The organism is Paenibacillus cucumis (ex Kampfer et al. 2016), from assembly GCF_019748695.1.
In the GTDB taxonomy this organism is placed as follows: domain Bacteria; phylum Bacillota; class Bacilli; order Paenibacillales; family Paenibacillaceae; genus Paenibacillus; species Paenibacillus polysaccharolyticus.
In genome coordinates this window covers 155,516-179,190 of record NZ_JACLIC010000012.1, presented here as the reverse complement: position 1 = coordinate 179,190, position 23,675 = coordinate 155,516, and the positions used below count along the sequence as shown (strand labels likewise).

Annotated in this window: 19 protein-coding genes; 4 read left to right on the top strand and 15 right to left on the bottom strand. The window is 42.8% G+C overall.

The genetic code is table 11. The features are described 5' to 3' along the window. Window positions 1–49: 49 nt before the first annotated feature. The 3 genes from H7T88_RS08735 to H7T88_RS08725 form a co-directional block, all read right to left on the bottom strand. Entirely contained in the window at window positions 50–940 is an 891-nt protein-coding gene (locus H7T88_RS08735) for an RCC1 domain-containing protein (RefSeq protein ID WP_221788128.1), read from the bottom strand. Between the two features lie 156 nt (window positions 941–1,096). Beyond that, window positions 1,097–1,258, bottom strand: a complete 162-nt coding sequence (locus tag H7T88_RS08730; protein WP_186809642.1) for a hypothetical protein — start codon at window positions 1,256–1,258, stop codon at window positions 1,097–1,099. Window positions 1,259–1,403: 145 nt separating this feature from the next. Beyond that, window positions 1,404–4,118, bottom strand: a complete 2,715-nt coding sequence (locus H7T88_RS08725; RefSeq protein ID WP_260510791.1) for a glycosyl hydrolase family 95 catalytic domain-containing protein — start codon at window positions 4,116–4,118, stop codon at window positions 1,404–1,406. Between the two features lie 130 nt (window positions 4,119–4,248). On the opposite strand from H7T88_RS08725, the gene H7T88_RS08720 reads away from it, so the two are divergent. After that, window positions 4,249–5,142 carry a helix-turn-helix transcriptional regulator gene (locus tag H7T88_RS08720; RefSeq protein WP_221788127.1) on the top strand — a complete coding sequence of 298 codons (894 nt, stop codon included), beginning with the start codon at window positions 4,249–4,251 and terminating at the stop codon, window positions 5,140–5,142. A 7-nt stretch (window positions 5,143–5,149) separates the two neighbouring features. On the opposite strand, the gene H7T88_RS08715 is transcribed toward H7T88_RS08720, so the two are convergent. Continuing rightward, window positions 5,150–5,713 carry a GNAT family N-acetyltransferase gene (locus H7T88_RS08715; protein WP_221788125.1) on the bottom strand — a complete coding sequence of 188 codons (564 nt, stop codon included), beginning with the start codon at window positions 5,711–5,713 and terminating at the stop codon, window positions 5,150–5,152. A gap of 73 nt (window positions 5,714–5,786) precedes the next feature. Continuing rightward, the gene (locus tag H7T88_RS08710; RefSeq protein WP_221788123.1) at window positions 5,787–7,295 is read right to left on the bottom strand and encodes an MFS transporter; all 1,509 of its coding nucleotides are present in this window, start codon (window positions 7,293–7,295) and stop codon (window positions 5,787–5,789) included. Window positions 7,296–7,427: 132 nt separating this feature from the next. Between H7T88_RS08710 and H7T88_RS08705 the strand changes: the two genes are divergently transcribed. Then, a complete protein-coding gene (locus tag H7T88_RS08705) occupies window positions 7,428–8,249 on the top strand; it encodes a MerR family transcriptional regulator (protein WP_221788121.1) in 822 nt (273 codons plus the stop codon). A 91-nt stretch (window positions 8,250–8,340) separates the two neighbouring features. Here H7T88_RS08705 and H7T88_RS08700 read toward each other — a convergent pair whose 3' ends face one another. The 3 genes from H7T88_RS08700 to H7T88_RS08690 all read right to left on the bottom strand — a co-directional run bounded on the left by H7T88_RS08700 (window position 8,341) and on the right by H7T88_RS08690 (window position 12,459). Further along, on the bottom strand, window positions 8,341–9,975 hold the full coding sequence (locus H7T88_RS08700) for a hypothetical protein (protein ID WP_221788120.1): 1,635 nt from the start codon (window positions 9,973–9,975) through the stop codon (window positions 8,341–8,343). Then, the gene (locus H7T88_RS08695) at window positions 9,959–10,705 is read right to left on the bottom strand and encodes an ABC transporter ATP-binding protein (RefSeq protein WP_154888732.1); all 747 of its coding nucleotides are present in this window, start codon (window positions 10,703–10,705) and stop codon (window positions 9,959–9,961) included. Before H7T88_RS08695 ends, H7T88_RS08700 begins: the two co-directional genes overlap by 17 nt. 872 nt (window positions 10,706–11,577) lie before the next feature. Further along, the gene (locus tag H7T88_RS08690; protein ID WP_221788119.1) at window positions 11,578–12,459 is read right to left on the bottom strand and encodes a nucleoside hydrolase; all 882 of its coding nucleotides are present in this window, start codon (window positions 12,457–12,459) and stop codon (window positions 11,578–11,580) included. A 242-nt stretch (window positions 12,460–12,701) separates the two neighbouring features. Between H7T88_RS08690 and H7T88_RS08685 the strand changes: the two genes are divergently transcribed. Further along, window positions 12,702–14,432 carry a sensor histidine kinase gene (locus tag H7T88_RS08685; protein WP_221788118.1) on the top strand — a complete coding sequence of 577 codons (1,731 nt, stop codon included), beginning with the start codon at window positions 12,702–12,704 and terminating at the stop codon, window positions 14,430–14,432. Next, window positions 14,410–16,050, top strand: coding sequence for a response regulator (locus H7T88_RS08680; protein ID WP_221788117.1), 1,641 nt, complete (start codon window positions 14,410–14,412; stop codon window positions 16,048–16,050). Before H7T88_RS08685 ends, H7T88_RS08680 begins: the two co-directional genes overlap by 23 nt. A gap of 101 nt (window positions 16,051–16,151) precedes the next feature. Here H7T88_RS08680 and H7T88_RS08675 read toward each other — a convergent pair whose 3' ends face one another. The 7 genes from H7T88_RS08675 to H7T88_RS08645 form a co-directional block, all read right to left on the bottom strand. After that, window positions 16,152–17,837, bottom strand: a complete 1,686-nt coding sequence (locus tag H7T88_RS08675; protein ID WP_154888778.1) for an extracellular solute-binding protein — start codon at window positions 17,835–17,837, stop codon at window positions 16,152–16,154. A gap of 47 nt (window positions 17,838–17,884) precedes the next feature. After that, window positions 17,885–18,763, bottom strand: a complete 879-nt coding sequence (locus H7T88_RS08670; protein WP_221788116.1) for a carbohydrate ABC transporter permease — start codon at window positions 18,761–18,763, stop codon at window positions 17,885–17,887. Between the two features lie 18 nt (window positions 18,764–18,781). Continuing rightward, window positions 18,782–19,747 (bottom strand): ABC transporter permease, encoded by a 966-nt coding sequence (locus tag H7T88_RS08665; RefSeq protein WP_154985468.1) that lies wholly within the window; start codon window positions 19,745–19,747, stop codon window positions 18,782–18,784. A 266-nt stretch (window positions 19,748–20,013) separates the two neighbouring features. Beyond that, on the bottom strand, window positions 20,014–20,976 hold the full coding sequence (locus H7T88_RS08660) for a threonine ammonia-lyase (protein WP_221788115.1): 963 nt from the start codon (window positions 20,974–20,976) through the stop codon (window positions 20,014–20,016). 12 nt (window positions 20,977–20,988) lie between these two features. Next, window positions 20,989–21,993 carry an ornithine cyclodeaminase family protein gene (locus H7T88_RS08655; protein WP_221788114.1) on the bottom strand — a complete coding sequence of 335 codons (1,005 nt, stop codon included), beginning with the start codon at window positions 21,991–21,993 and terminating at the stop codon, window positions 20,989–20,991. Between the two features lie 206 nt (window positions 21,994–22,199). Then, window positions 22,200–22,883, bottom strand: a complete 684-nt coding sequence (locus tag H7T88_RS08650) for a metal-dependent hydrolase (RefSeq protein WP_221788113.1) — start codon at window positions 22,881–22,883, stop codon at window positions 22,200–22,202. Window positions 22,884–23,021: 138 nt separating this feature from the next. Next, complete coding sequence (locus tag H7T88_RS08645) at window positions 23,022–23,657, bottom strand: FMN-dependent NADH-azoreductase (RefSeq protein WP_221788112.1); 636 nt, start codon at window positions 23,655–23,657, stop codon at window positions 23,022–23,024. Between the last annotated feature and the right edge of the window lie 18 nt (window positions 23,658–23,675).

Below are 23,675 nucleotides of genomic sequence, written 5' to 3'. Positions count from 1 at the left end.
TTTAATTTGTCCTTTACAAGGGGTACATTTTATTTGTGTGGGTGTCCTTTTATTTATTCATGATGTTACTCCATTCGATTACATCACATTGTCCATAATCATTATCACCCACAGCAACCATGGTACCATCTGATTTCAGTCCTATGGTATGGGTACATCCTGCTGAAATAGCTCTAATATCTTGCCATTCACTTATAACGCATTGCTGATGTTTATTCGAACCCACAGCAATGACTGTACCGTCCGATTTTAGACCTACCGTATGATAACTTCCTGCGACAATAGCTACAATATTACGCCATCCGCTTACGTCACATTCACCTTCCTTATTCCTACCCACAGCCACAACCGTACCATCCGATCGAAGCCCAACCGTATGAAGGTACCCGGCGGAAACAGCTAATATGTCGCTCCAATCGTTAACGTTACATTGTCCATACTTATTGTTACCAACGGCTATTACTGTACCGTCTAATTGGAGGCCGACTGTATGCCAGTCCCCCGTCGTGACCGCTACAATATCGCGCCAGCTGTTAACGTTGCACTCCCCTTCGTTATTTCGCCCCACTGCAACCACGGTTCCATCTGACTTAACCCCGACAGTGCGACACCAACCAGCTGAAACAGCAACCATATCGCGCCATTCGTTTACATTGCATTGCCCGTGCTTATTCCAACCTGTAGCTACTGCCGTACCATCAGATTTAAGACCGACGGTGTGGGCATTACCCGTGTTCGTAGCCATATGAACATTGCCAGCATCAACTGCGACGATGTGGTTCCAATCGCTTACGTTACATTGTCCGTAGTTATTATCACCCGCTGCTGTCACTGTACCGTCTGATCGAAGACGGGCGGTATGACGACGACCCGCCGCTATAGTAGAGTTTCTAAGTTGTTTCGTGTCAAACCATGCTTTTTCTCCTGAATTGTAGTCCATATCTCCCTCCACCAATTGAAAACCTGCGATTTTCAAGCAGAATATTTGCACTAATGAAAAAAACCTCAGATGATATAACTATTCTGAGGTTAATCCATTCATTATGTTATCAAAATTCTATCATGTTGCAGTCTTTTAATTCTAGTGACAGTTGTATCAGTTGTTTTCAATACCTTTGATAACTTCAACCTTTTTATCCCCTGCTGTTTTCGCTACCTCTAACGTGGTTGTGCCTTGGATCGCAACGATTACACCAGCAGCTAACATAGAAATGATTAAAGTTGCACTCAGGGCAGTGGAAATTTTTTTCTTGACCATAACAATACCTCCTTCACTGAATAATAACAATATTTCACTTTATTGTTGGGTAATTTCATCGGGTGATTGTATTATAACTTACTGATAATATTTGTAAAAGGATTTTACGATGCTCAAAGAAAGTCAGTTTCTACTGAATCCATATCTATGCTCTACTAAAAACAATCGAAGTCTCCTGATTTTCTTGCAGTGTTAAGTTCACGTATTTCTGCTTGCCATGCATGTGAACTTGTACCTCTACTCCATCGACCAGCGCGGTTGTCCATGGCAACCCCGAACTCAGTCGAATGGTGTTATTTTGAATAAGTGAGGACAAAACTACGCTTGTTATCCCCACGGATTGGTCCCAAGACAAACGGCTTACTTGCACTTGTGTTCTTGCCATTAGCCCTTCGATGTGACCCGATATCCAGTCTGAAGAAAGTGCAGGCAACACTTCAATCTCTCCCGTGTTGGAATAGAGCAGTGCTTCCTGTACCGTAGCAACTACACCAAAAGCTGTGTCCGTACAATAACAATGATTTCTACGGTTGGTATCATGATCAGTCATTAAAGAATCATAATAACCCCCTTCGATCATCATCGGCAGAAGTGAATGAAGGACACCATCTGCATTTTTCAAGCGTGCATGTACGAGTGCTTTATGCATCCAGCCATGTCCTGCTGTGGCATCCGTTGTGTTAAACTGGTCTCTGTTTGCCAGAGCTACAGCAGAAGCCGATGCGAGGTCAGCATCACTGTGGGTTTCATACGCAGGCCAGGCAGCATATAAATGACTCAAATGCCGGTGATTGTTGTTTTCAATATACTCGGCCATGGCCCATTCGCAGAGCGCACCATCTTCATCGTAACGATATGCTGGTAACTGTTCCAGCAACTTGTTCCACTTGCCTACCGCTTTGTCATATCCTGGGCGCTTTAAAGCCATCTCCGCTTGAATAACCATGTTTAATCCATCTCGTGCTGCAGAAATGTCCATCGTAGCGTTAGCGGTGATGGTGCTGTTATAACCGATTGGGTGATTTTCAGGAGAGTACGTAGGAATAATCATATAACGCTCTCCGGCAAGTAATGATTGTTTGCCTGGTTCATAACGTGATTGTCCCGCAACATCTGTGAAATACTCAGGTGTACAGATTTGCTCCCAGAAGTTAGCCTGTTTAGTGAGCAGCGGTAGCAAAATATCTTGAAGCAGATTCAGCGTACCGCGTTCTTTCAAACTAACAAATGCCTCATCAGATAAGCCGTTATCATTGACAGATAACAGCGGTTGCAGACGATCAATGTTCATGTCCTCTACTATGGGAATATCGCGATTGCCGAAACATTGCCAGTATTCAAAAATAGGAAGTAAACACCAGCTCGCGCCGGCATTCCAGTATTCAAAAGGATAGTCGTTATCATATTCGACATGCATAGCACGATCTCCGTCTGAGTTAACACTTACCTGAATCGCATCATGCATGCCGTAGGCCATACGGGCATTCGCTTCGAAATCCGGGGCATTTCTGAGAAAAAATGAGATGTACCCAAGCTGAGCTTGTGTCAAACTCCCCGTATTCATGGCTGCGACCTGCAGGTTCACATTCGCATCAAGTGTGTAAATGCCTCTCCATCCCGGATTCCACTCCCCTGTCCACATTCCGTATAAGCGAGGTGCACTGCTTCCGCTGCAACAGATCATAGCATACCGCCCCTGGTTATAGACCTGTTCCATAAAAGCATGATTAATTCGCTCTGGGGATGCTTGTTGCAGTTCGATGAGTTTCAGATTATCTACATCCTTGTGTTCTTCATCACCATCGAGGGCAAAACGTACAGTGTTAAATTCACGGGAATGCCATGCGGCATGTAATGAAAGTGCCTGTTCATAATCAAATGCACATTGCGCATGACTATACTTCTCCACGACCGACTGGGTGTGCTGTAACAACTCATCTACAAGGAAGTAGCTTGAGCAGTCGGCAAAGTTCTCTATACTGCCCATTTCATGAGTTCGTCCCGAAGTTGTGATCAGAAATACGGCATCGGCATCTTTAATCTGAATTGCAGGGTTCCGTTCAAGTCCTACATTCATCTCCTCGTGGGTATCTTCCAGCACAATACGTTCCTTCGTACCATTAACAACAATAACTTGAGTGACTCCGGCATATCCTCCATGGCACAACTCACTGCCAGCATAAGATGGATAGTGGGCCACTTGAGCAAGATAACGGGCTTCGGGATCCACCAGTTTTTTGTATTGAAGTGCATGAACTTCGGACATCCCATTATGCGCTCCGTCCATATGTGATATATCATCAAGCTGCAACACCATAGTTATTTTTTTGCCAAGATCCGAATGCTCCAGCTTGGTGATGGACACGTCATCTGTTCTGGATGTAAACGAGGTCCGTACCCACTGGCCATCGTTGTCACGATATTTTACGCCAGTTTCAGCCGTTTCATAGTTCGTCCAACGTTCATAATCTGCAACTTGTCCTCTGTTCACCATGTTCAAGCGAAGCTGATGACCTGGATGGTAGCTGTAATAGAATGTTCTTACACGGGTCTCACCATTGTTGTGTTTGATTTTCCATTGGTCATTCTGTTCAAATACATTTTGTCTGGCTTCCTGCAATTGACTAGTCAGTTCTGGTGGTATCTCTCTGGGGTCAGCGGAAGGGAAATTGAACCACATATGTTGAAAAATAAAGCTGTCGGAATACGGTGAACCTGACGTGATATAGCCGTTTCTTCCATTACCACTCACCATGCCATCTCTCCAGGCATGACCCGGATTTAAAGCGGGTATTTCGGTATAATGCAGAGCGTAATTGCCTCTATCGTACAGATTAGTTCGCGTTTTCGTTTTTCCCAACTTCTTCTCCCCCGTTTCCCAATCTTGGATTCATAGATATAATTATAAAGATGAGCAATGGAGTTGTGTTATCACAAGAGCCGACCAAGTTCCGTTCATGATGTCGCATTATGACAGAGGAGAATAGACCATGAATCTACCCCCGATAGATATTGATGATATGGATATCAAGTTAAAACTCGATGACCTTGTCCTTAACGTACTTTATGTAAAATTCGGTTATTTTCATCAAACGATGCCCAAACACAGCCACAGTCATGGAAGCTATGAGCTTCATTATATTCCGAGCGGTAAGGGGCTTCTTATTGCCGACGGCCAGCATTATTCCTTAACGCCCGGCACGTTGTTTATGACTGGCCCTGAGGTCGAGCATGAGCAAATTCCAGATCAAACGGACCCCATGGCTGAGTATTGTATTTTCTTCGAGATTATTACGGGACCGCTTCAACTGAAACAAAACACAAGAGATCTTCCGAGAAAGGGGCTTCTCTCGAGGTGGCTACTGGATACGCCTTTCTGGATCGGCCCCGATCAGGAAAACATGATGACTTTATTTGAGATGCTTGCTCGGGAGGTGTCACTCAAACATATAGGTTTTCATCAAATGACATCGAACATACTTGAGATGATTGTAGCTCGAACAATCAGACATTATTACCAAGGTACCACCGCGGTACTGAATGCACCTGTTAAAACATTGAATGATAGCAGGCTTGTGACCATTGAGAACAGTTTCTTATATGATTATCAATCCATAACATTGAAACAGCTTGCAGATAAAATTGGACTAAGCACAAGACAGACAGAAAGGACCGTGCAGAAGCAATACGGAATGTCGTTTAAGGACAAGAAATGGCAAGCGCGTATGGAGGCTACAGCACAGCTTTTGCTGACGACCGATTTGCCGATTCGGGAGGTAGCGATCGCGGCAGGTTTTTCAACACCGGAACGATTCAGTCATTCGTTTAAAAAATATTATAACCAGTCTCCCTCTAAATATCGCAGTGAGAATCGTATAACCTAGACTGCGTCTAGCTCTTCCGATAAGCAACCCTATGAAAAGCATTGATATAACGAAATAGTGCTTTACCATCATCAGGCACATGCTTGCTTCTATCCAGTGGCAAAATCATTGCCTGATACGGTTCTGGCACCATGCTATATTGATGAACATAGGAGGTCAGGACAAATTCGTTGCGTTGCCAGAACTGAATGCGTTCCAGATGAGCCTCTGTTGTCCCGGACTCTGCCTCGATAATTATGCCTTCGACCCCATGTTCCCTTATTGCCCAAGCTTTAAGTTGCTCCAGCATCCATGTCCCAATGCCTGATCCACGCAACTTATGTTCAACCGCGAGATAATCGATAATCAAGATGCGTTCTTCGCCCTTCCCCCCGAGTCCAGTAACGGCCATTGCAATCACTTCTCCCTGATGCATGGCCGTGTGTAAATAACCAATTCCCCGATCCAGCATGCTGCGCAGAATCACTTTTGTCTTGGCGCCGTATGGAAAAGCCTCTCGATAGATCCGCTCTATTCGCGCCCACAAGGCTTTATCCCAGGTCTCTATCGTTGTAAACTCTAATTCAAGCACTTTTATCGCCTCCAGATGGTTATCACAATTCCTGTCTCATGTTGTCGATCAACAGAGTCTGTTCCCCCTTACCTTATCTCAAGCGCCGCGGTTCTTCTGCTTTTTTCATTGATCGTGATCCAATCCATAACATGCTTAATGAAGCAACTACCAATAACACAATAAGGGCTACAATAACAGCAAAAAAGGACTGATCAAACGCAAATCGCGCGGCCTGTTTCAATGTTTCCGAGACTGTTCCAGGCAGCCCTTCTGCTACGATTAAAGCTTCATCCAAACTATCTTTCACATTTACTGGAACAGTCAATCCTGTTGGGATTTTCATGGTTAATGTGTACACAAGACCTGATAGACTGCCGATTATGGCTATTCCTGTAGCTCCACCAACTTCATATCCCACACTTTCCATCGATGCAGCCATACCTGCTTTTTCATACGGAGCACTACTCATTATAGAATGAGATGCTACCGTCATCCCGCCACCTAAGCCTACTCCAAAAATGGCTAGTCCAAATACCTGACCAGCAATGCCCGAATCAAATTGTACAAGATAGATTCCTAATCCTGCTGCTGTAAGGAATAGAACAGCACCCTTGATATAAATAACATTGAAGCGATTCAAGAGCATTCCGGTCACTGGAGCTGCAATGACAGATGCAAAAGGGATCGTTAACGTATATACTCCGGCTAGTAGTGGGCTGAAACCTTCTATTAATTGAAGGCGTTGCGTCACAATATATTGGATTCCCGTCATAGCAAATAAACCTACCAATGCCGTAATAAATCCTGTGGTAAACAGAGGTATCTTAAATAATGAAAGGTCAATAAGTGGGTCAGAACTTCTGTTTTGACGACGTATAAAGATAAGAAGTGCCACAATGCCGACAGCAGCTCCGATTACTGCAAAAGTTACCGAACCTTCGCGGCGAGTAAACTCCTTGATCGCATAAATTAGAGTCACCAAGGCAATCATAATTTGGATTGAACTGGTTAAGTCAAATTTTTTACTTCTATTCCCTTCATGTTTAGGAACGATCAGTATGGTTAGTGCAAATGCTAGTATTGCAATCGGTAAATTAATTAAGAATACAGATCCCCACGAGAAATACTCGAGAAGAAGTCCACCAACAATGGGTCCAAGTCCTGCACCTCCTGAGGCAACAGCACCCCAAATACCAATAGCCAAGCCTAACTCACGGGGATCTGTAAACGTAACTCTGACGATTGCCATGGTAGCAGGCATCATAATCGATGCTCCGACAGCAAGAAGTACCCTTGCCGCGATCAAAACATAGGGGTTGGGAGCAAATGCCGCAGTAAGTGAAGCGATTGAAAATATAATCAAACCTATTAAGAAAACCCGTTTATAACCCAGGCGGTCTCCTAATGTCCCCATTGCGGGAAGCAAACCCGCCATAACAAGTGAGTAACCATTTAATATCCATAATTTTTGTGAAGCAGTCGCACCTAATTCATGTGTTAACGTTGGCATAGCCGTGTAAAGAATGGTCATATCCATGACGATGAGTAAGAGTGCACTGGATACAATGATTAAAATCATCCAGCGTTTGAATGTTGACATAAGTAATCTTCCTCCGTACGAATTATTTTAAACTTTTAACATATTGAACTATAATGTATAGGGTAACCCTATAGTCAACAAACATTTTCAGCGAATTTAATACATAGCTATAGAGGCATGGAGGATAGAAAAATGTCGAATATATCAAACGAATATTTCACAACCAGTGAACTAGCTAAAACTTGCGGAGTGACTAAACATACCCTTTTTCATTATGATGATATTGGACTGTTAAAACCTGAATTTGTCAATTCTAAAGGCTACCGTTATTATTCCGTTCAACAATGTCTTGTACTTGATTTGATTATTGTGCTCAAAAAAGCTGGGAGTTCACTAGAGGAAATCAAGGTGTTTCTCCAGAAGCAAAATACGCCTCTATTAATCAATATGTTAAAAGAAAAACAGGTGGAGTTGGAAAGAGAACAACGTAGAATTACTCAGATGCAAAATATTTTGACAAGTGCCATCAAGATGACAGAGGAAGCAACAGTAGAGTTACGAAACGCACCAATGATTCTAGAATGCCTAGAGGAATATTTTATAACTACCCAACTGGATATAGGTGATGGTGATAAGGAGTTTGCCAAAAAATTAACCGAACATCGAGACTTTTGTGAAACACACTATATCGATCATGAATTTGCGATTTGGACGATTATAAGTAAAGACCGATTTGAATCCGGGGGCTATTATCCTGAATACATAGCAAACCAAATAAAGACCTCCATTCCTGAAGAAAAGATGTTGATCAAACCTGCAGGTTTATATGCAGTTATAGATCACAAAGGATCATACGATAGCATGCCACAAACGTATTCTGTCATTAAAAATTTCATTGCAAGTAAAGGAATGAATATAAGCGGAGATGTATATGCATTGGAACTGCACACCTATTGGACAGAAAAGAATCCAGACGACTATAAAATACGGATATTTGTTCAAGTATCACATTGATCTCTTCCTCATTTGCATGCCAGATGAATAACAAAATCCCCCCTTCTTTTTAAAAGGGAGGATTAATGTTAAACGTTTAATATGTTCACTCTCATTTGACTCTAAAATGGTGATGAGCATATTTGCTGACAAGAGGTACAGCACTGAATAGATAACCTACCGTCAACACGATTATGGCAGCAGTTAACAACCAGAGTGCAGGCCCTAGAAAGATCGCGACAACAATACCTAATGAGATCAGACTGTTCACGATTGTAAAAAGAGGATTGTTGGTCTCCAACTCGACTGTGTAGGGCTGGAGTACATAGTACAACAATAGATGATGTACTGAGAAAAAAACAGCCAGCGTAATGATTAAAATCCAGATAGCAAGAAGTGAATCTATATTCCGTCCCTCACTTAATATGAGTACAGGCACACTTGTGACAGCCGCAAAACACAAGCCTAATTTTAAATTGGTGCTTAATATATATTTAAACCTCAAAAGGGAATGCTGTTTCGCATCCTTACGGTAAAATGCATAACGCATAAGTGGTATATCGCAATGATAGAATAACATTTTGCAGATTTGACTACCTACCGTCAGACTTAGCATGGCTAGAATGAGTAAAGGCGTAAATCTTTCTACTACATTCAGCGAAATATGATCTTTGAAAATGAATGCCAAGCAAGATAACAATAAACCAATGATCATAATAGCGATTAAACGTCTGTGGATCGGTGCGAGAAGGAGATTCGAGTGCCTCTTAACAAATAAATCATGCATCTGCTCGTATCCCTTTTTGTTTACGGTGTTCTGGACGCTCTGCTCAATGACATGGAGGTTAGTGGATGAAGGCTGGCTAAGATCGCTCCCCTTCGACTGGATGATTCTTTGTTGAAGATCAGCGATCATGAGTTCTGTGTTCAACAGCGGATCAGCATTATTTGTTACTGCGCGCACTGCGGCTGCATATTCCGTATGTTTGAGCAAAATATACCCGGCGACAGTTCCTGACAACACGATGATGGTCACAAACCAACGTTGATCCAATATCGTAGCCCCAAATAAAGGAATGCTCCATTGGGTTAAAGGAAGGTAAGCGAGAGCAAGTGCGATTAACATTGTTAAACTCGTAGCCCACGTTTTCTGTATGAGAACAATGCCTTTCTGCTGAAATATTGCCAAATGTAAAAATTCGCATAAGACTCTCCAACAAGTCATGATTCCGACGACTTGCAATACATGGCTGATCGAAAAATTGAAAAATAAGGAGACCAGTGTAAAGGCCACTCCTTGATATAAGAAAAATGTGGTATACCTGTGAAACAGTATAGCTCGCATATATCGAGTTGGCGCTATTCGCATAAGCTTGATCGCAGTATACTTCATCTTATTTGTTTCCAGCACTTTCGCACCCGTCACTGCACCCATCACGCCACTAATGCAAAAATACATGTGAAGAGCGAGTACAAATCGATCCGTATAATGATCTTCCGTCCATAAAAGTATGGGCAATGCGAGCATTCCGCAGAAGTAGATTAAACTTTCTAATAAACCAGCTCCAAACATTAGAACTACTGCGACTGCACCTAATGTGCGTTTCGCCCGGAAAGCAGCATATGTTTGGTCACTAATGAGAGGGCCTACCACCGGTAACCTTTGCATGAAATATATTAAACGGTTGACTAGCGTGATCACCTGCAACTGCCACATGAGAGAAACTGTATTAAAGATTCCCTGCATCGGCATTCTCCTTCTGGCTACCCTCTTCGCCTTCATGTCGCAATAACTCAATAATCTGTGCTTCAAAGTCGGGTTGAGTGAGAATATCAGGTGAAATCCGAGTCAAACTCCCTTGATTTAAAATAACTAACTCGTCGCACAGATCCGTTGCCAGTTGCAGTATGTGAGTTGAAAAAATCAGGATATGGTCCCTTTTCAGATCACGCAGCAGTTGTTTCATCTCGCTCGCAACAATGACGTCAAAGGAAGTGAGCGGTTCGTCCAGTAGAATCACAGCGGGTTTCATCAGTAAGAATAGCATCATTTGAACTTTATTTTTCATTCCGTGTGAATACTGTTTAATGAGTTTGTGACGGTCTTCTAATGTCATGTGCATCATATCGAATAAGTCATCAATATTGTTTCCTCGCCCTTCGATTACATCAGCGTTAACATCTATAAAAAATCGTACAAACTCATATCCCGTCAGAAATTCTGGCAACATAGGCAGTGAATAAACATAACCTACATCATCTACCTCTAAGTGCCGCGATGTCGCATCGTTAACTAGTTCCATTGCGCCGCCATCCGCCTGAATCTCGCCACCTAGGCAATTGAATAATGTTGTTTTTCCAGCGCCATTTCGACCAAGAAGGCCATAGATTTTTCCTTTTTCAAATTGAAAGTTTAGATCGTTTAAAACATTTTTCTCACCAAAACTCTTCCTTACATTCTGTAATACCAGTTTCATTAATTAGCTCCTCGCTTTCAAAACCCTTATTTTCGTCCATATACAAATTGATTAATTGTTTAGTTTTCATACTTATCAATCCCTTCAAATTATTTTCATAAAAGGATAGCCATTCACATCCCTTTAGAAGGTAAATCGTCTTAATGGAACCCAGTAGATAATCTTGGGAAATTAGACAATTACTTAATCTTGTATTCGATCTTGATTTATAATATTCCTTGTTGTATCTAAGAATAAAAAACCGAACCATCTAATGATAGTTCGGTTTTGAACAGTAGATTTCTTTCCATATAGACCATAGCTGGTTGTGAGTTTCACTAGTAATGATCGGAACCATTCCCCTACGTCGTCCTTCTGTACATTTTTTTATTCCGAGTCATCCGCTATAAGGGGTCTGTTACCCATAAAATCCCAATATGTATATTGTCTATCGCAACTACTCCTGTGTCGAACGTATACCCGAATGAGTCAGATATCGTTGTCCATGAGGATAGCTTAAAGTCGCCAGCATTTGAGTCAAAATCTGCGTTTGTATAGAAAATGGCGTTTGGGGAGTGAAGTTATACACTTATTTTATGAAATAACCGAATGTTTGAAGAGTAGATTTTATACAGAAAATAGTTCGCTAAATCTATTAAAACAAAGGAGTATATCTATGCTCAAAATCTTCTCCAAAATCTATTCTGAGTATTTAGTAATTCCACGACCATTTCGCATGCTTATTTTGTGGGGGTGGATTTCATGTTTTTAACAGTTGGATTTAAGTTTAAATGGTTCTTTTTTTGATAGGTCCTAAACACATGGAAGAATAATAAAACTAAAAACCGTTGATCATATTTCAGATTAACAACGGTTTTAAGAATTGAATTTCTTTAGCAGTTTAACGTACCCGATAAAATTTGATAGAAACGTTCCTTATCGACTTCCCGAGAAATTTCTACGTTGCCATTACGGGCTGCTTCGAATGAGGTACCTCCCATTAACGTTTGCTTTTGGGTTTCCAGGCGGACAAATCCTTTTTCGAATTGACAAACTTCGGGATAAAAAATACTAACAGCCGCGAGCGGATCGTGTAGAGTCAGCTTGTTCGAGCTTTCCAGCCACGAATTACCAAAATCAAATACGGATTTCATCAATTCGGATTTCGCAGGGAAAAGTTCTCCAGCTCTGGTTGCCTCTATAGTCAATTGTTCTGTAATCTCCAGTGTGATGGCTCGGTGAGTCGCTATGTTAGAAGCGAAAACAATTTGAGATGCGAGCGGATCTGCCCATGAGTTCCAATTGTAATAGGGCTCAGGCAATGGTTCATGGCCGAAATATCCATTCATCACATAGAGTCCTTTTAACAGGTATGCAGCATCAGGATAGGTATTGAACAACGTTGCAATATTCGTCATGTTTCCAATGCCGAGTAACACTATTTCACGTGGATGAGACCTAATCATCTCATACATAAAAGCAGGCGCATCCGATTTGTCATAGATATCATGTTCCCAGTTGGATAAGGCCGCCGCACCGTCAGGCTTTGGATAGACAGGCACAGGCTGCAACGTTGTGTCCAATCCAGCAATAATCGGAATGTCTCTGTTCACGTTTCTACATATCGCACTCGCAATGGCTGCCCGCTTCTCCGGCTCTCCACAAACGGTGGTAATGCCGACTAAGTCACACCGTGGCTCTTTTAATAAATAGGCTAGACAGATCGCGTCATCAATGTCTCCACCAATATCAGTATCAAGTAGAACGTTTTCCATGTTTTAAACCTCCTGTATATGAAATTAGCTATACAAGAGAACAGTGCAAATCCCCATACTGTACCTCCAGCATTTGATATAGCTCAGTTTATCATAAATCTTTAGACAGATATCAAAATGTTTGCGCTTGGCCGATGGGTTGTAACTCCCCCACTCTCTCTCATGTTCCTTCCCCTAATATAGCAAGATATTGTAGAATAAAGGGTAGTCATTATGCTTCTTTGCTGCACAGGGGGAAAAATATGTTGAAGGAAAAGTTTTCAAAAGAAAACGCTTCTATTTTTCAAAAACTGGCGCTGGGCCTGGTTTTGATGTTTGTACTAATCATCCTGATCTTTTGGTGGATCTATCGATTAAACGTGGATGAAATTCAGCGTGAGCTGCAGAAGAACAAACTGGGTGAAGTGCGTTTCATGTCTTCCCAGCTGTCCAATCAATTCGAGCAGGTATTAATGAATGCGCTGACATTATCGGAGGATCAATCGGTTAGAGGTTATACGTATGCGCTCACTTACGGTAATGATTTTGCTAAATATAAGGCCAAACTCGAGCTGATGGAGAAGCTGGCTCTTAACAGTGCTTCAACGGCTTGGAACAATACGATCATTCTGTATTATCCAGATGAGAAGGCTACCGTATCTTCGGACCGTGAATTTTCATTTCAGCCGTTTGTCATGTCCAAAGATCCGCTGGATAAATGGACGTTACATATGAACAAGGATGGTACGGGGTATTATTCGCATCTTACCAAGGGACATCGAGGACCGATGTACATTGAGATTCGAATATCCTTAGAGGTTTTGCAGAAAATGATGTCTGAATATACTTCCGGGACACCCATGCTCTATGATTCGCATTTTAAGACAGCAATCCGGGGAGCAGGCTCCTCACAACTTGCCGAAGCTGACGCACAGGTTATTCCACAGATCAGAAATGATAGCGGTTTCTTCGAAATCAAATTTCAGGATCAGAATTATTTCATCAGTTATATGAAAGCAAGTATTCTCGATTTGTACTTTATTGATTACCATCTTACCAATCAATTGCAACAGTCTATCTCACGTAACAATACATTATTTGTGCTGGCGCTGATGGCGATGCTTCTGCTCTCTCTACTGTACACTCTGGCGCTGCGAAATCAGATCCAACAACCGATTATTCGTTTGCGTAAAGCGATTGATCGTTTTGACCGGGGAGATTTCTCCAGCCGTGTTGATGAAACCCAGACTCTTGAGTTTCGAATATTAGGCCGGTCGTTTAACCGAATGGCCGAGAATACCCAGACGTTAATCGAGCAGGTGCTACTTGGAGAGCTTTCGGTCAAAGAGGCCAGGTTGAAGCAGTATCAAGCCCAGATCAATCCACATTTTCTATATAACTGCCTCAACTATATTCAGAGCAAATCCAGTGTCAAAGACTATGAATCTGTAACCGCCATGACCCTGGAACTGGCTGCCTATTGCCGTTATATTCACCGCATTGAAGATATGGATACAACGCTTGGTGAGGAGCTCCGTTTTGTGAATCATTACATGTCCATCATACATATGCGAAAAAAGAGTATTACCTGTGAGATTCATGTGCCAAAACAGCTTCTATCTATTCGCATTCCTCGCATGATCCTGCAACCGCTCGTTGAAAATGGTGTCAAACACGGGATAGAACCTTCCATGGGTCCTGGGAAAATTACAATTCGTGCAGAGCAGGATCAGGAGTTCATACGTATCACGGTTGCAGACAATGGTGTAGGCATGCCAGCAGAACGGCTTGCACTCATCAGTGAGCATATGGATGAATTAACACGTCCAGAAGAACAGATTGGAACTGGAGTCCGAAATGTAAATCAGCGAATCAAGCTTACATATGGCAAACGATCGGGCTTGTCCATACAATCCAGCCTATATGAAGGTACCACGTACATCATTACTATACATAAGGAGGATATTGCAGATGCATCAGATTCTGTTAGTTGACGATGAATCCTATGTGATCGACGATCTTGAGATCTCATTCCCATGGGATCAATACCGTATTGAAGTTATTCACAAAGCATACTCCGGCATGCAGGCATTATCCATTCTGGAGGAACAAACGGTAGACATTGTGATCACTGATATTTCAATGCCTGTCATGAACGGACTTGAACTGATACGGCAGATCAAGGCGGTAAAACCCAACCTTCCCTGCATTTTGCTTACCGGTTATGCCGAGTTTGAGTATGCCAAAGAAGCGACGAAATATGGTGTTGTCGAGTATTTATTGAAACCGCTGGATGTCGAAAAGCTGGCATCCTGTCTCGAAAAAACAGTGCTGTCGATTGAAGAACAGATTCGCAGGGCTTTGTCCTATGAACAAGCCATGAACTCATTTCGTGAGCATCTGCCTTCGCTGAAGGACAGATTACTGAATCAACTGATTGAAGGTAATCGTTATTCAGAAGATGTTTTGAACGATAAGTTGGGCCATTATCAGTTACCCTTCAGTGCGGAAGATAATGTGCAGCTTGTTCTGGTGCGGTTGGAAGAGCATTTCACCAGGTATACGACGACCAGCCTGCAATTGTTTGAATACGCTGTGACCAACATTGCGTGTGAGTTATTTAATACGGCTTTTCATACCTGGCATTGCAGGGATCATTACGATTATTTGGTCTTTTTGTTAAAGCCCGCTGGACCTGGAGCCAGCGAAATTGATACTTCACCAGAGACGAATCACAGTGAGCAGATTACGAAGCAAAGTAAAGATCTCACCCATCTTTCCCTGCAGTTGCATCACAATGTTAATGAATACCTGAAAGGTGGCATTTCGGTTATTCTTAGCCATGGAGGTAGACTTCAGCATGATATTCGTGACATGTACGAGCAAGCCCTATCGGCTCTCAAAAAGCAGGTAGGTAACGGCACGGGATACTTCCTTTCCCTCGAGGAAAGTTATCGCCCCGTATCCATTCGTTCTTTGCATATATTATATGAACCTCCAACCTTCAATCATTTACTTGAAACGGCACAATGGGAAGTATTCAAAGAACGTCTACACCGAATTAAGATCGGATATAGTGCGCTACCTGAACAAACCGAAGAACATCTGGATGAGATTCAGATTGTATTGTTATCGGCCTTTCATTACATTGCCCACAAAAACCAAGCGCTGTTGTCCGATCTGGTAGGAAACGAATGGGTTCCACGTGTGCCCTTCCGTTCAGTCTCCCAACTTACGGATTGGGCGGATAACATGCTTGATCGGCTGCGTATTAAGCTGGAAGAACAGTCTTTTGATGAGCAACATGACGTTATTCATCAGATCAAGACATTTGTTTCTGCTAATTTGCACTCCCTCAGTCTTCAATCGATCGCAGATCATGTATCCTTGCATCCGGTATACGTCTCCAAGCTGTTTAAACAATTTCAAGGTATCAGCTTAAGTGAGTATATTTTAAGCGTGAAAATGGATCTTGCCCTCTACCTGCTCAACCATTCGCAGGATAAGATATATGAGATTTCCGAAAAACTGGGGTATGCCAACTCCCAATATTTCATCAAGGTGTTTCGTGATAAATTCGGGATGACACCGCAGGAATACCGGGAACAGTAATGCGGCATATCGTGAAGAAAGTAGCATAAAACAAAGTAAAAACCGCGCTTCACGTACACAGGTCAATGAAACCCCTTGTACGTAAAGCGCGGTTCGTTTTTTTATTTTATCGTGTCATACCATGCATTGACTTCTTCCGTGATCTCTTTACCTCCAGAAGTCATATACTGCTCCGCAAAAGTATCAAATTCCTCAATCGGCGCTTGGCCATAAATGATTTTGTTCAATACTTCCTTCTCCAGCTTGGTCAGCATATCGCCTCTGGCAACCTGTGTTTTCGTTGGAACACCCGTGAACATCTGAGGCATTACAATATCTTTTTGATCAATGACAATTTTGGCTGCCTTAATCTGTTCAGGGATTCGGTCCGCCAGGTTTTTCTCATACTGAGTGGTCGGCTCTTTGCCATTCGCAAGATCAGCTAACGTATTCATCATCAGGTTAGGAATGATCGCTCCATCAAAGGTTAATGAATAACGGATCGCATCAATCCAGCCGCCCGGAATTTTGTCGCTTTGCTGCTCTTTATATACCTCACCGTCAGGGCCGATATCATAATCATATCCTTTGGCAAACCCGTGTACGAATGTTGTGCTGTCCGGATTAGCCCAGTGATCAAACAGATAGTTCTGGTATACAAAGAAAGCGTCTTTGTGTTCCATATCTTTGTTGATCAGAACAGCACCCGTACTAATTGGTGTTCCGTGGCGTCCCATTTTACCATCGGGACCAGCAGGAAGTGGATAAGCTTTATATTCAGCACCTGGCACATTTTGCTGCAGATCCGGGATTGGCCAGCCTGTCATCCAATAAGGGCCAACGATAATACCAGACTTGCCGGCAGTGAATGCTTCAGCGGCCTTAGGCTCATCATACAGTCCCGCTTCCTTATCAATATAACCTTTCTGCATCCACTCTTTCATCTTCTCCAGTGCCGGTTTCATCTCTGGTTGGATAGAGCCGTATGCAAGCGAACCGTCTGCAGCTTTATTCCACTGATTCGGCATCGCTCCAAACATACCAAAAATCCAGCCGGATTCTGCCATCCATGTGTTCAAATTGTTTTTGAACCCTACAGAGAGAGCAACGGTGTCTTTCTTCCCGTTTCCATCCGGGTCTTGATTGACGAAGGCATCCATTACCGTTTCTAATTCATCTAATGTTGTTGGTGCCTTCAGATTCAGCTTCTTAAGCCAGTCTTCACGAATGTACATCACTGGATCATTGTTGTAAGCGTTCTCCAGAATAGGAATTGCCATTCGTTTACCATCACGGATGTAGGGATTCCATACATTCGGATCTTCCGCCATCGCTTTTTTATACGTATCCGAAGCATATTTATCGAACAGTTCTCCTGCATCCACGAATTGACCCGATTCAATTAAATCACTGATTAATGTCTGGCTGCCACGGAAAGAGATAATATCCGGCATTTTTTGACCCGATGTGAGCATTAGGCGAAGTTTGGTCTGGTAAGCATTATTTTGTTCACTGACCGTCCATAAGTACTTAATATCGATCCCTAGTGTATCGTGAGCCCACTTGGTATGAACGTTATTTTCAATGTTTTCCCCATTTTTGAATTTCAGGCTGCTAGTGATTGGGAATACCGTCGAAATGGTAACCGGTTCAACATACTTACCATTTTCAAACGGGGCGGAATAAAATTCATTACTGTCGCTAGGATTTTTCTGTGATGTAGAATCGTTACTGCATGCTGCGAGTACACCAGATAACATTGTAGCAGCCATCAGAATGCGAAGCGGCTTTTTCCATGTTTTTAACATGTTGTCTCCCCCATATCATATAAAATTTAGTTAACCCTGAATTGGTCTTACTCTTTAACAGCACCAAGTACAATCCCTTTAACGAAAAAGCGTTGCAGTAAGGGGTACACCACCAAGATCGGTGCCATGCCAATGAAAATCTGTGCCGCCTTTATCGTCCGTTGTGAGATATTCTCCAGGTCTTCGGGACGTACTGAAACTTTACTGAAATCTTGCTGTACGATGATCGTCTGCAAGAACGTTGCGAGTGGATATTTTTCGTGATCCGTCAGGAAAATCAAACCATCGAACCAGGCGTTCCAGTGCCCTACCATGGAGAACAAGGATAGTGTAGCGATGGCTGGCATTGACACCGGCAAAAAGACAGAGACTAATGTTCGAAAGTAACCCGCACCATCAATGAATGCAGCTTCCTCCAGCTCTTTAGGCACATTGCGGAAGAAATTTAATAACAGAATCATATTCCACACAGATACCGCTCCGGGAAGAATAAGCACCCACATCGTATTGAGCAAATTAAGCTTCTGAATAAGAATGTAAAATGGAATTAAGCCTCCACTGAACAGCATCGTAAATACAAAGTACCAAGTGTAGATATTACGACGTTTAAAGCTTCGATTTTCGCGGGATAACGGATAGGCTGCCAGAATGACAACAATCATACTGAGAAGTGTACCCAGCACGGTTCGCTGTACAGCAACCCATAGGGATCGGATGAAGTTTTCATTAGCCAATGTTTTCTCATAAGCATCCAAAGTAAATTCAACCGGAAAGAGTCCAACCAGATTCGCATTGGCAGCTGCTTTACCGCTGAAGGAGACCGCGAGAATGTGAATCAACGGGATAATACAGAGTAACGATAATAAAATTAAGAACGTATAGTTAAACACGGTGAAAACTTTGTAAGGTTTTGTTTTATGATACATGCCGGTAAGGTCTCCTTTCTAGAAAATACGGTAATTTGCAAATTTATAAGCTGCACGGTATGCGAACACAATCAGAACGAATCCGACAACCGACTTGAACAGCCCGACTGCAGCCGAGAATCCAAACTTCCCGTCGATGAGACCTACCCGATAAACGAAGGTATCAATGATATCGCCCTTATCGTAAACGAGTGGGTTGTATAGATTGAAAATCTGGTCAAATCCTCCGTTCAAAATATTTCCGAGCGACAATGTGCCTACGACAATCATGATCGGAATCAGGGCAGGAATCGTAATGGACCAGGTTTGTTGCCACCGGCTCGCTCCATCCACTTCAGCAGCTTCATATAGTGCAGGGTTTATACCTGCCAGCGAGGCGAGAAAGATAATCGCGCCGAATCCGAATTCTTTCCAGATATCACTGGTGACCACAACGATTCTAAACCAGGTACCTTCTCCGAGGAAAAAGATTGGTTCCAGGCCAAACACGGCCCCAAGAAACTGATTGATCATGCCTTTTGTTGCGAGCATGTCCAGCAGTATTCCGCCTAGAATAACCCATGATAGAAAGTGCGGCAGATAAACGAACGTTTGTATACTCTTCTTGAAGGTTTCCTTCCGTACTTCGTTGAGGAGTAAGGCAAAGACCAATGGTGCAATCAGACCTCCAATCAGTTTCATTCCCGCAATAATTAAAGTGTTCCAGATCACCTGTACATTCTCCGGCATGCTAAACAGAAATTGAAAATGTTCCAGGCCGATCCAGGAAGACTTGGCAAACCCGAGCCAAGGTTTGTAATCCTGAAAAGCAATGACCAATCCGCCCATCGGTATGTACGCAAATATGAACGTCAAGATAACAGCGGGCAGTAGCATAAGATCCAGTGCCAGTGTTCGCTTAAAGCCTTTTTTGCGTTTGCTGCGCCGGGGACTCGGACGAATCACATCGGCTTGGGTGGATGGGGTGGCTTTTGCATTACTCATTCGTGTGCTCCCCTTCTTTCTCTATATTCTTCAGAGAGAGTCATCAGACTCTGGTGTATCTCCGTATATTCAGTATAGAGTCAGCGCTTCGAAGTCAACATGATAAAACGATAACTTCGATAACAAATTGTTAATATGACACGTTGTTTGAACGAAAATAACCCTCATGCCTATAGAGCGTTCTCTCCACAGGTAAGAGGGTTATTGATTTACAGGTATAATTCACCGAAAACAACTAAACATGTATTTAGTATGAAGTGTAAGTGTTAGTATTTGGATAAAATATTCAGGAGTACATCTCCATCAATGTTGCCACCGCTTAACACAAGTGCGACATTTCGACCACCGATTCGTTCCCTCTGTTCCATAATTGCTGCAACTACAGTAGCGCTTCCTGCTTCAATAATGTATTTTTCTTCTTTGGCCAGAAAACTTACGGCTCGGCCAATCGAATGCTCCGATACGGCAATAAAATCATCAACATAATCTTTAGCCATCTCGTAACTCAGTTTTCCAATTCCACCGAGGAGTGCGTCACAGAGGGATTCCTCGCTAGGATATTGTTCATATAAAGTATGATCTTCGTAAGATTTAATCATGGCTGGGCAGGCTTCGGTTTGCACTCCAACAATTCGAATGGACGGCTTGATCGATTTGGCAGCAACCGCAATCCCTGTAATCAGGCCCCCACCGCCTACTGGAACGACGATCGTATCAATATCCTGGTTTTGTTCTAAAATTTCAATGCCTATCGTGCCTTGTCCACCATAAATCTCCGGATCATCGTAGTAAGGATCAATATACGTTAAATGATGTTCATGAATGTACTTCATGCCGAGCGTATGAGCCTCGTCAAAATCTTTACCTAATTTCATCACTTCTGCTCCGAAATAGTTCATTTTATCAATTTTGCTTTGGGCTGTCGTTTCGGGAACAAACACCTTGACGGGACGAATTCCGAGAAGGGAAGCCGCGTAGCTCACAGCACTACCGTGGTTACCTGAAGAAATGGCGGCAACGCCTCTGTTCTTTTCTTCCTCGGATAGCGTCATCATTTTGTTTAAAGCCCCTCGGATTTTAAAGCTCTTTGCTCGTTGGAAGGACTCCAGTTTGAAAAAGTATCTTCTGTTCAGATCGCCTAGATAGAACGACTCTTCAAGTGGTGTTTTCTTCAGGTGTTTATTGATACGATCATATGCTTGTAACACATGTTCATAGTTAAAAGTCATTTCTCTTTCTCCCTAGATGCCAATTTTAACGCCGAGATTTCGTACCTCTGCAGTCTGCAATGCGATTTTCGCTGCATATATATCCAGAATCGCCATACCTGTCGCATCAAATATGGTGATTTGTTCGTTTGAGGTTCTTCCCTTTATTTTTCCTAAAATTAAATCCCCGATCTCCCCGCATATATGGCTTTCTGTAATCTTGCCTTCTTTCAGCGGTATCTCAATCTCACCCACTTGTATACAGTGTTCCCGATCATCTACATACAGGCGTGCTAGCGATATCAGGCTGGAGTGAATCTCCTGTTTCCCCGTCATATCTGCACCTATGCAAGAAAGGTGTGTGCCTTCTTTTACCCACTCCCTCTTAATGATCGGCGTTCTGGATGATGTGACGGTGATGATAATATCACTGCTTTTTACAGCTTCTTCTAACGATTCTGCTGCTTCAAACGTAACGTTCTCTAAGTTCGTACCAAATTCAGATTGAAGTCGGTGTGGTAAGGCGTTTACAAAAGTTCTCAGCTTCTCTTGGTCCCTACCGGCCACACAAACCGTTTTCAAGTTCGGAAGCACGGATAAGGCACAAGCTATTTGGAAGATCGCCTGATTGCCAGAGCCTACGACAAGGAGAGTTTCAGAGTCTTTTCTGGCCAAGTATTTTGCTCCGATTGCCCCCGAAGCACCTGTACGTATGCCCGTAATAAAGGATGCCTCGGTTATGCCTAAGGGTCTGCCTGTATCGGCATCAAATACGTTTATAAGCCCCGTCAAGGTGGGGAGTTGCTTCGCTTCATTCTCGGCAAACCATGTGATTGTTTTATGTCCAAATACCTTATCACTCTTCAAATATCCTGATTTGATATCCATATCTGCCTTGCCTGGAAGAAAATCGTAGAAGATTGTCGGCCAAGTCTCCGTGTTCTCTTCACTCCTAGCCTTGTAGACCGTTTCCACTAAATGTATCACCTGAGGTACATTCAATCCTTGTCTGACAACGTAATCACTTAAAAATCGCATATGGTACTCTCCTCCTTCTTTATCAAAAAAAGCACTGAATCTCATCCCTCCTACATTACATAGGCCCTAGTGGGGATTGAGACTCAATGCTTTTTATCGTTCTTACCCGGGGATAAAAACAAGCATGATATAAAATTTGTAGCTTTATTTTAGCTGAACTTTGTTGAGAATACAACGATTATTCCGTTTTGATATACAAATCAAACTCAGAGTTCAATTCCTTCGCCGGCTTCTAGAACTTTCCCTACTCCACTGGGCAAAAGCGCGACAAAGGAATGCGGGTTTTGCTGAATGAACGGAAAGGTATTGAAGTGAATCGGTACCACCTGTTTGGCTTGAAGCCATTCAGCCGCCACAGCCGCGTCTTCGGGTCCCATGGTGTGGTTGTCTCCAATGGGGAGAAAAGCGAGATCAATGGCATGGCGATCACCAATCACTTTCATATCATAAAACAGGCCAGTGTCTCCTGCATGGAACACCGTTTTTCCTTCAGAGGTAAATAAAATTCCTGTTGGCATGCCGGTATACGTAATTGTTTTCGAATTTTGGTTTACATAACTTGAACTATGGAAAGCTTGTGTCAATTTCACTCGCCCGAAGTCAAACGTATACGCACCCCCAATGCTCATGGCATGTGTACGAACGCCTTCCCATCCGAGCAGGTCGGCGAGTTCGGGTGAAGCAATAACCAGTGAATTGTTGCGTTTTGCAATGTCTACGGTATCTCCCACATGATCGCCGTGCCAGTGTGTCAGCAGAATAACGTCTGTTTCTATGGTGGATGGATCAAGATCGGTATGTGCGTTTCCGGTAATAAAAGGGTCAATTAAAATGATAGTGCCTTGCGTTTCGATCTTTACTACAGAATGTCCGTGGTAAGTTACTTTCATGACTGAATCCTCCTTGAATCAAGATACCCATCCTGCAAATGACGGATGGACCGAAAAATGCGTGATGGGTACAATGAGATGCGATACAAGTTGACGTATTGTAATTCCTATTTTTACATCGTTATTTTATATCTAGCATTAAAATGTTTGTGCTATGCTACGCGCTTGTTCAATGCCTTCGGCTTTGATCTGTGGTGCACGTTCTCCTGCTGTGGATACACCCTCGATAAACAGATGCTGAACGTCTGTGATGCCTACAAAATGAAGTACTGTTTCCAGATGACGGTTGCCATTCTCACGATCCGCTACAGGACCTGATGAGTATACTCCGCCACTTGCCTGAATGTGGAACGCTTTTTTGTTTTGTAGCAGGCCAACTGGACCGTTTTCGGTATATTTGAATGTTTTGGCTCTGACACAAAAGGAATCGATATAAGCTTTCATTACGGGAGGATAAGAAAAGTTCCACATGGGTGTCACAAAAACATATTTGTCTGCAGCCACGAATTCTTCGAGAAGTTCATTCAATTGAGTTACTTTTTGTTGCTGTATTTCAGTCAATTGATTGAATGTGCCGCCTGTTTGCAGTTTGCCCCAAGCATCCAATACGTCTGCATCGATGTGTGGGATATTGCGTTGATACAGATCTACGTGCACGACCTCATCTTGAGGGTGACTTTCACGATAAGCTTGTACGAATTGCTCGCCAGCCGAAAGGCTATACGATGTCTCGGGGTTACCGGGATGAGCTGTTACATATAGTAAAGTTGACATAGTTATGACTTCCTCTCT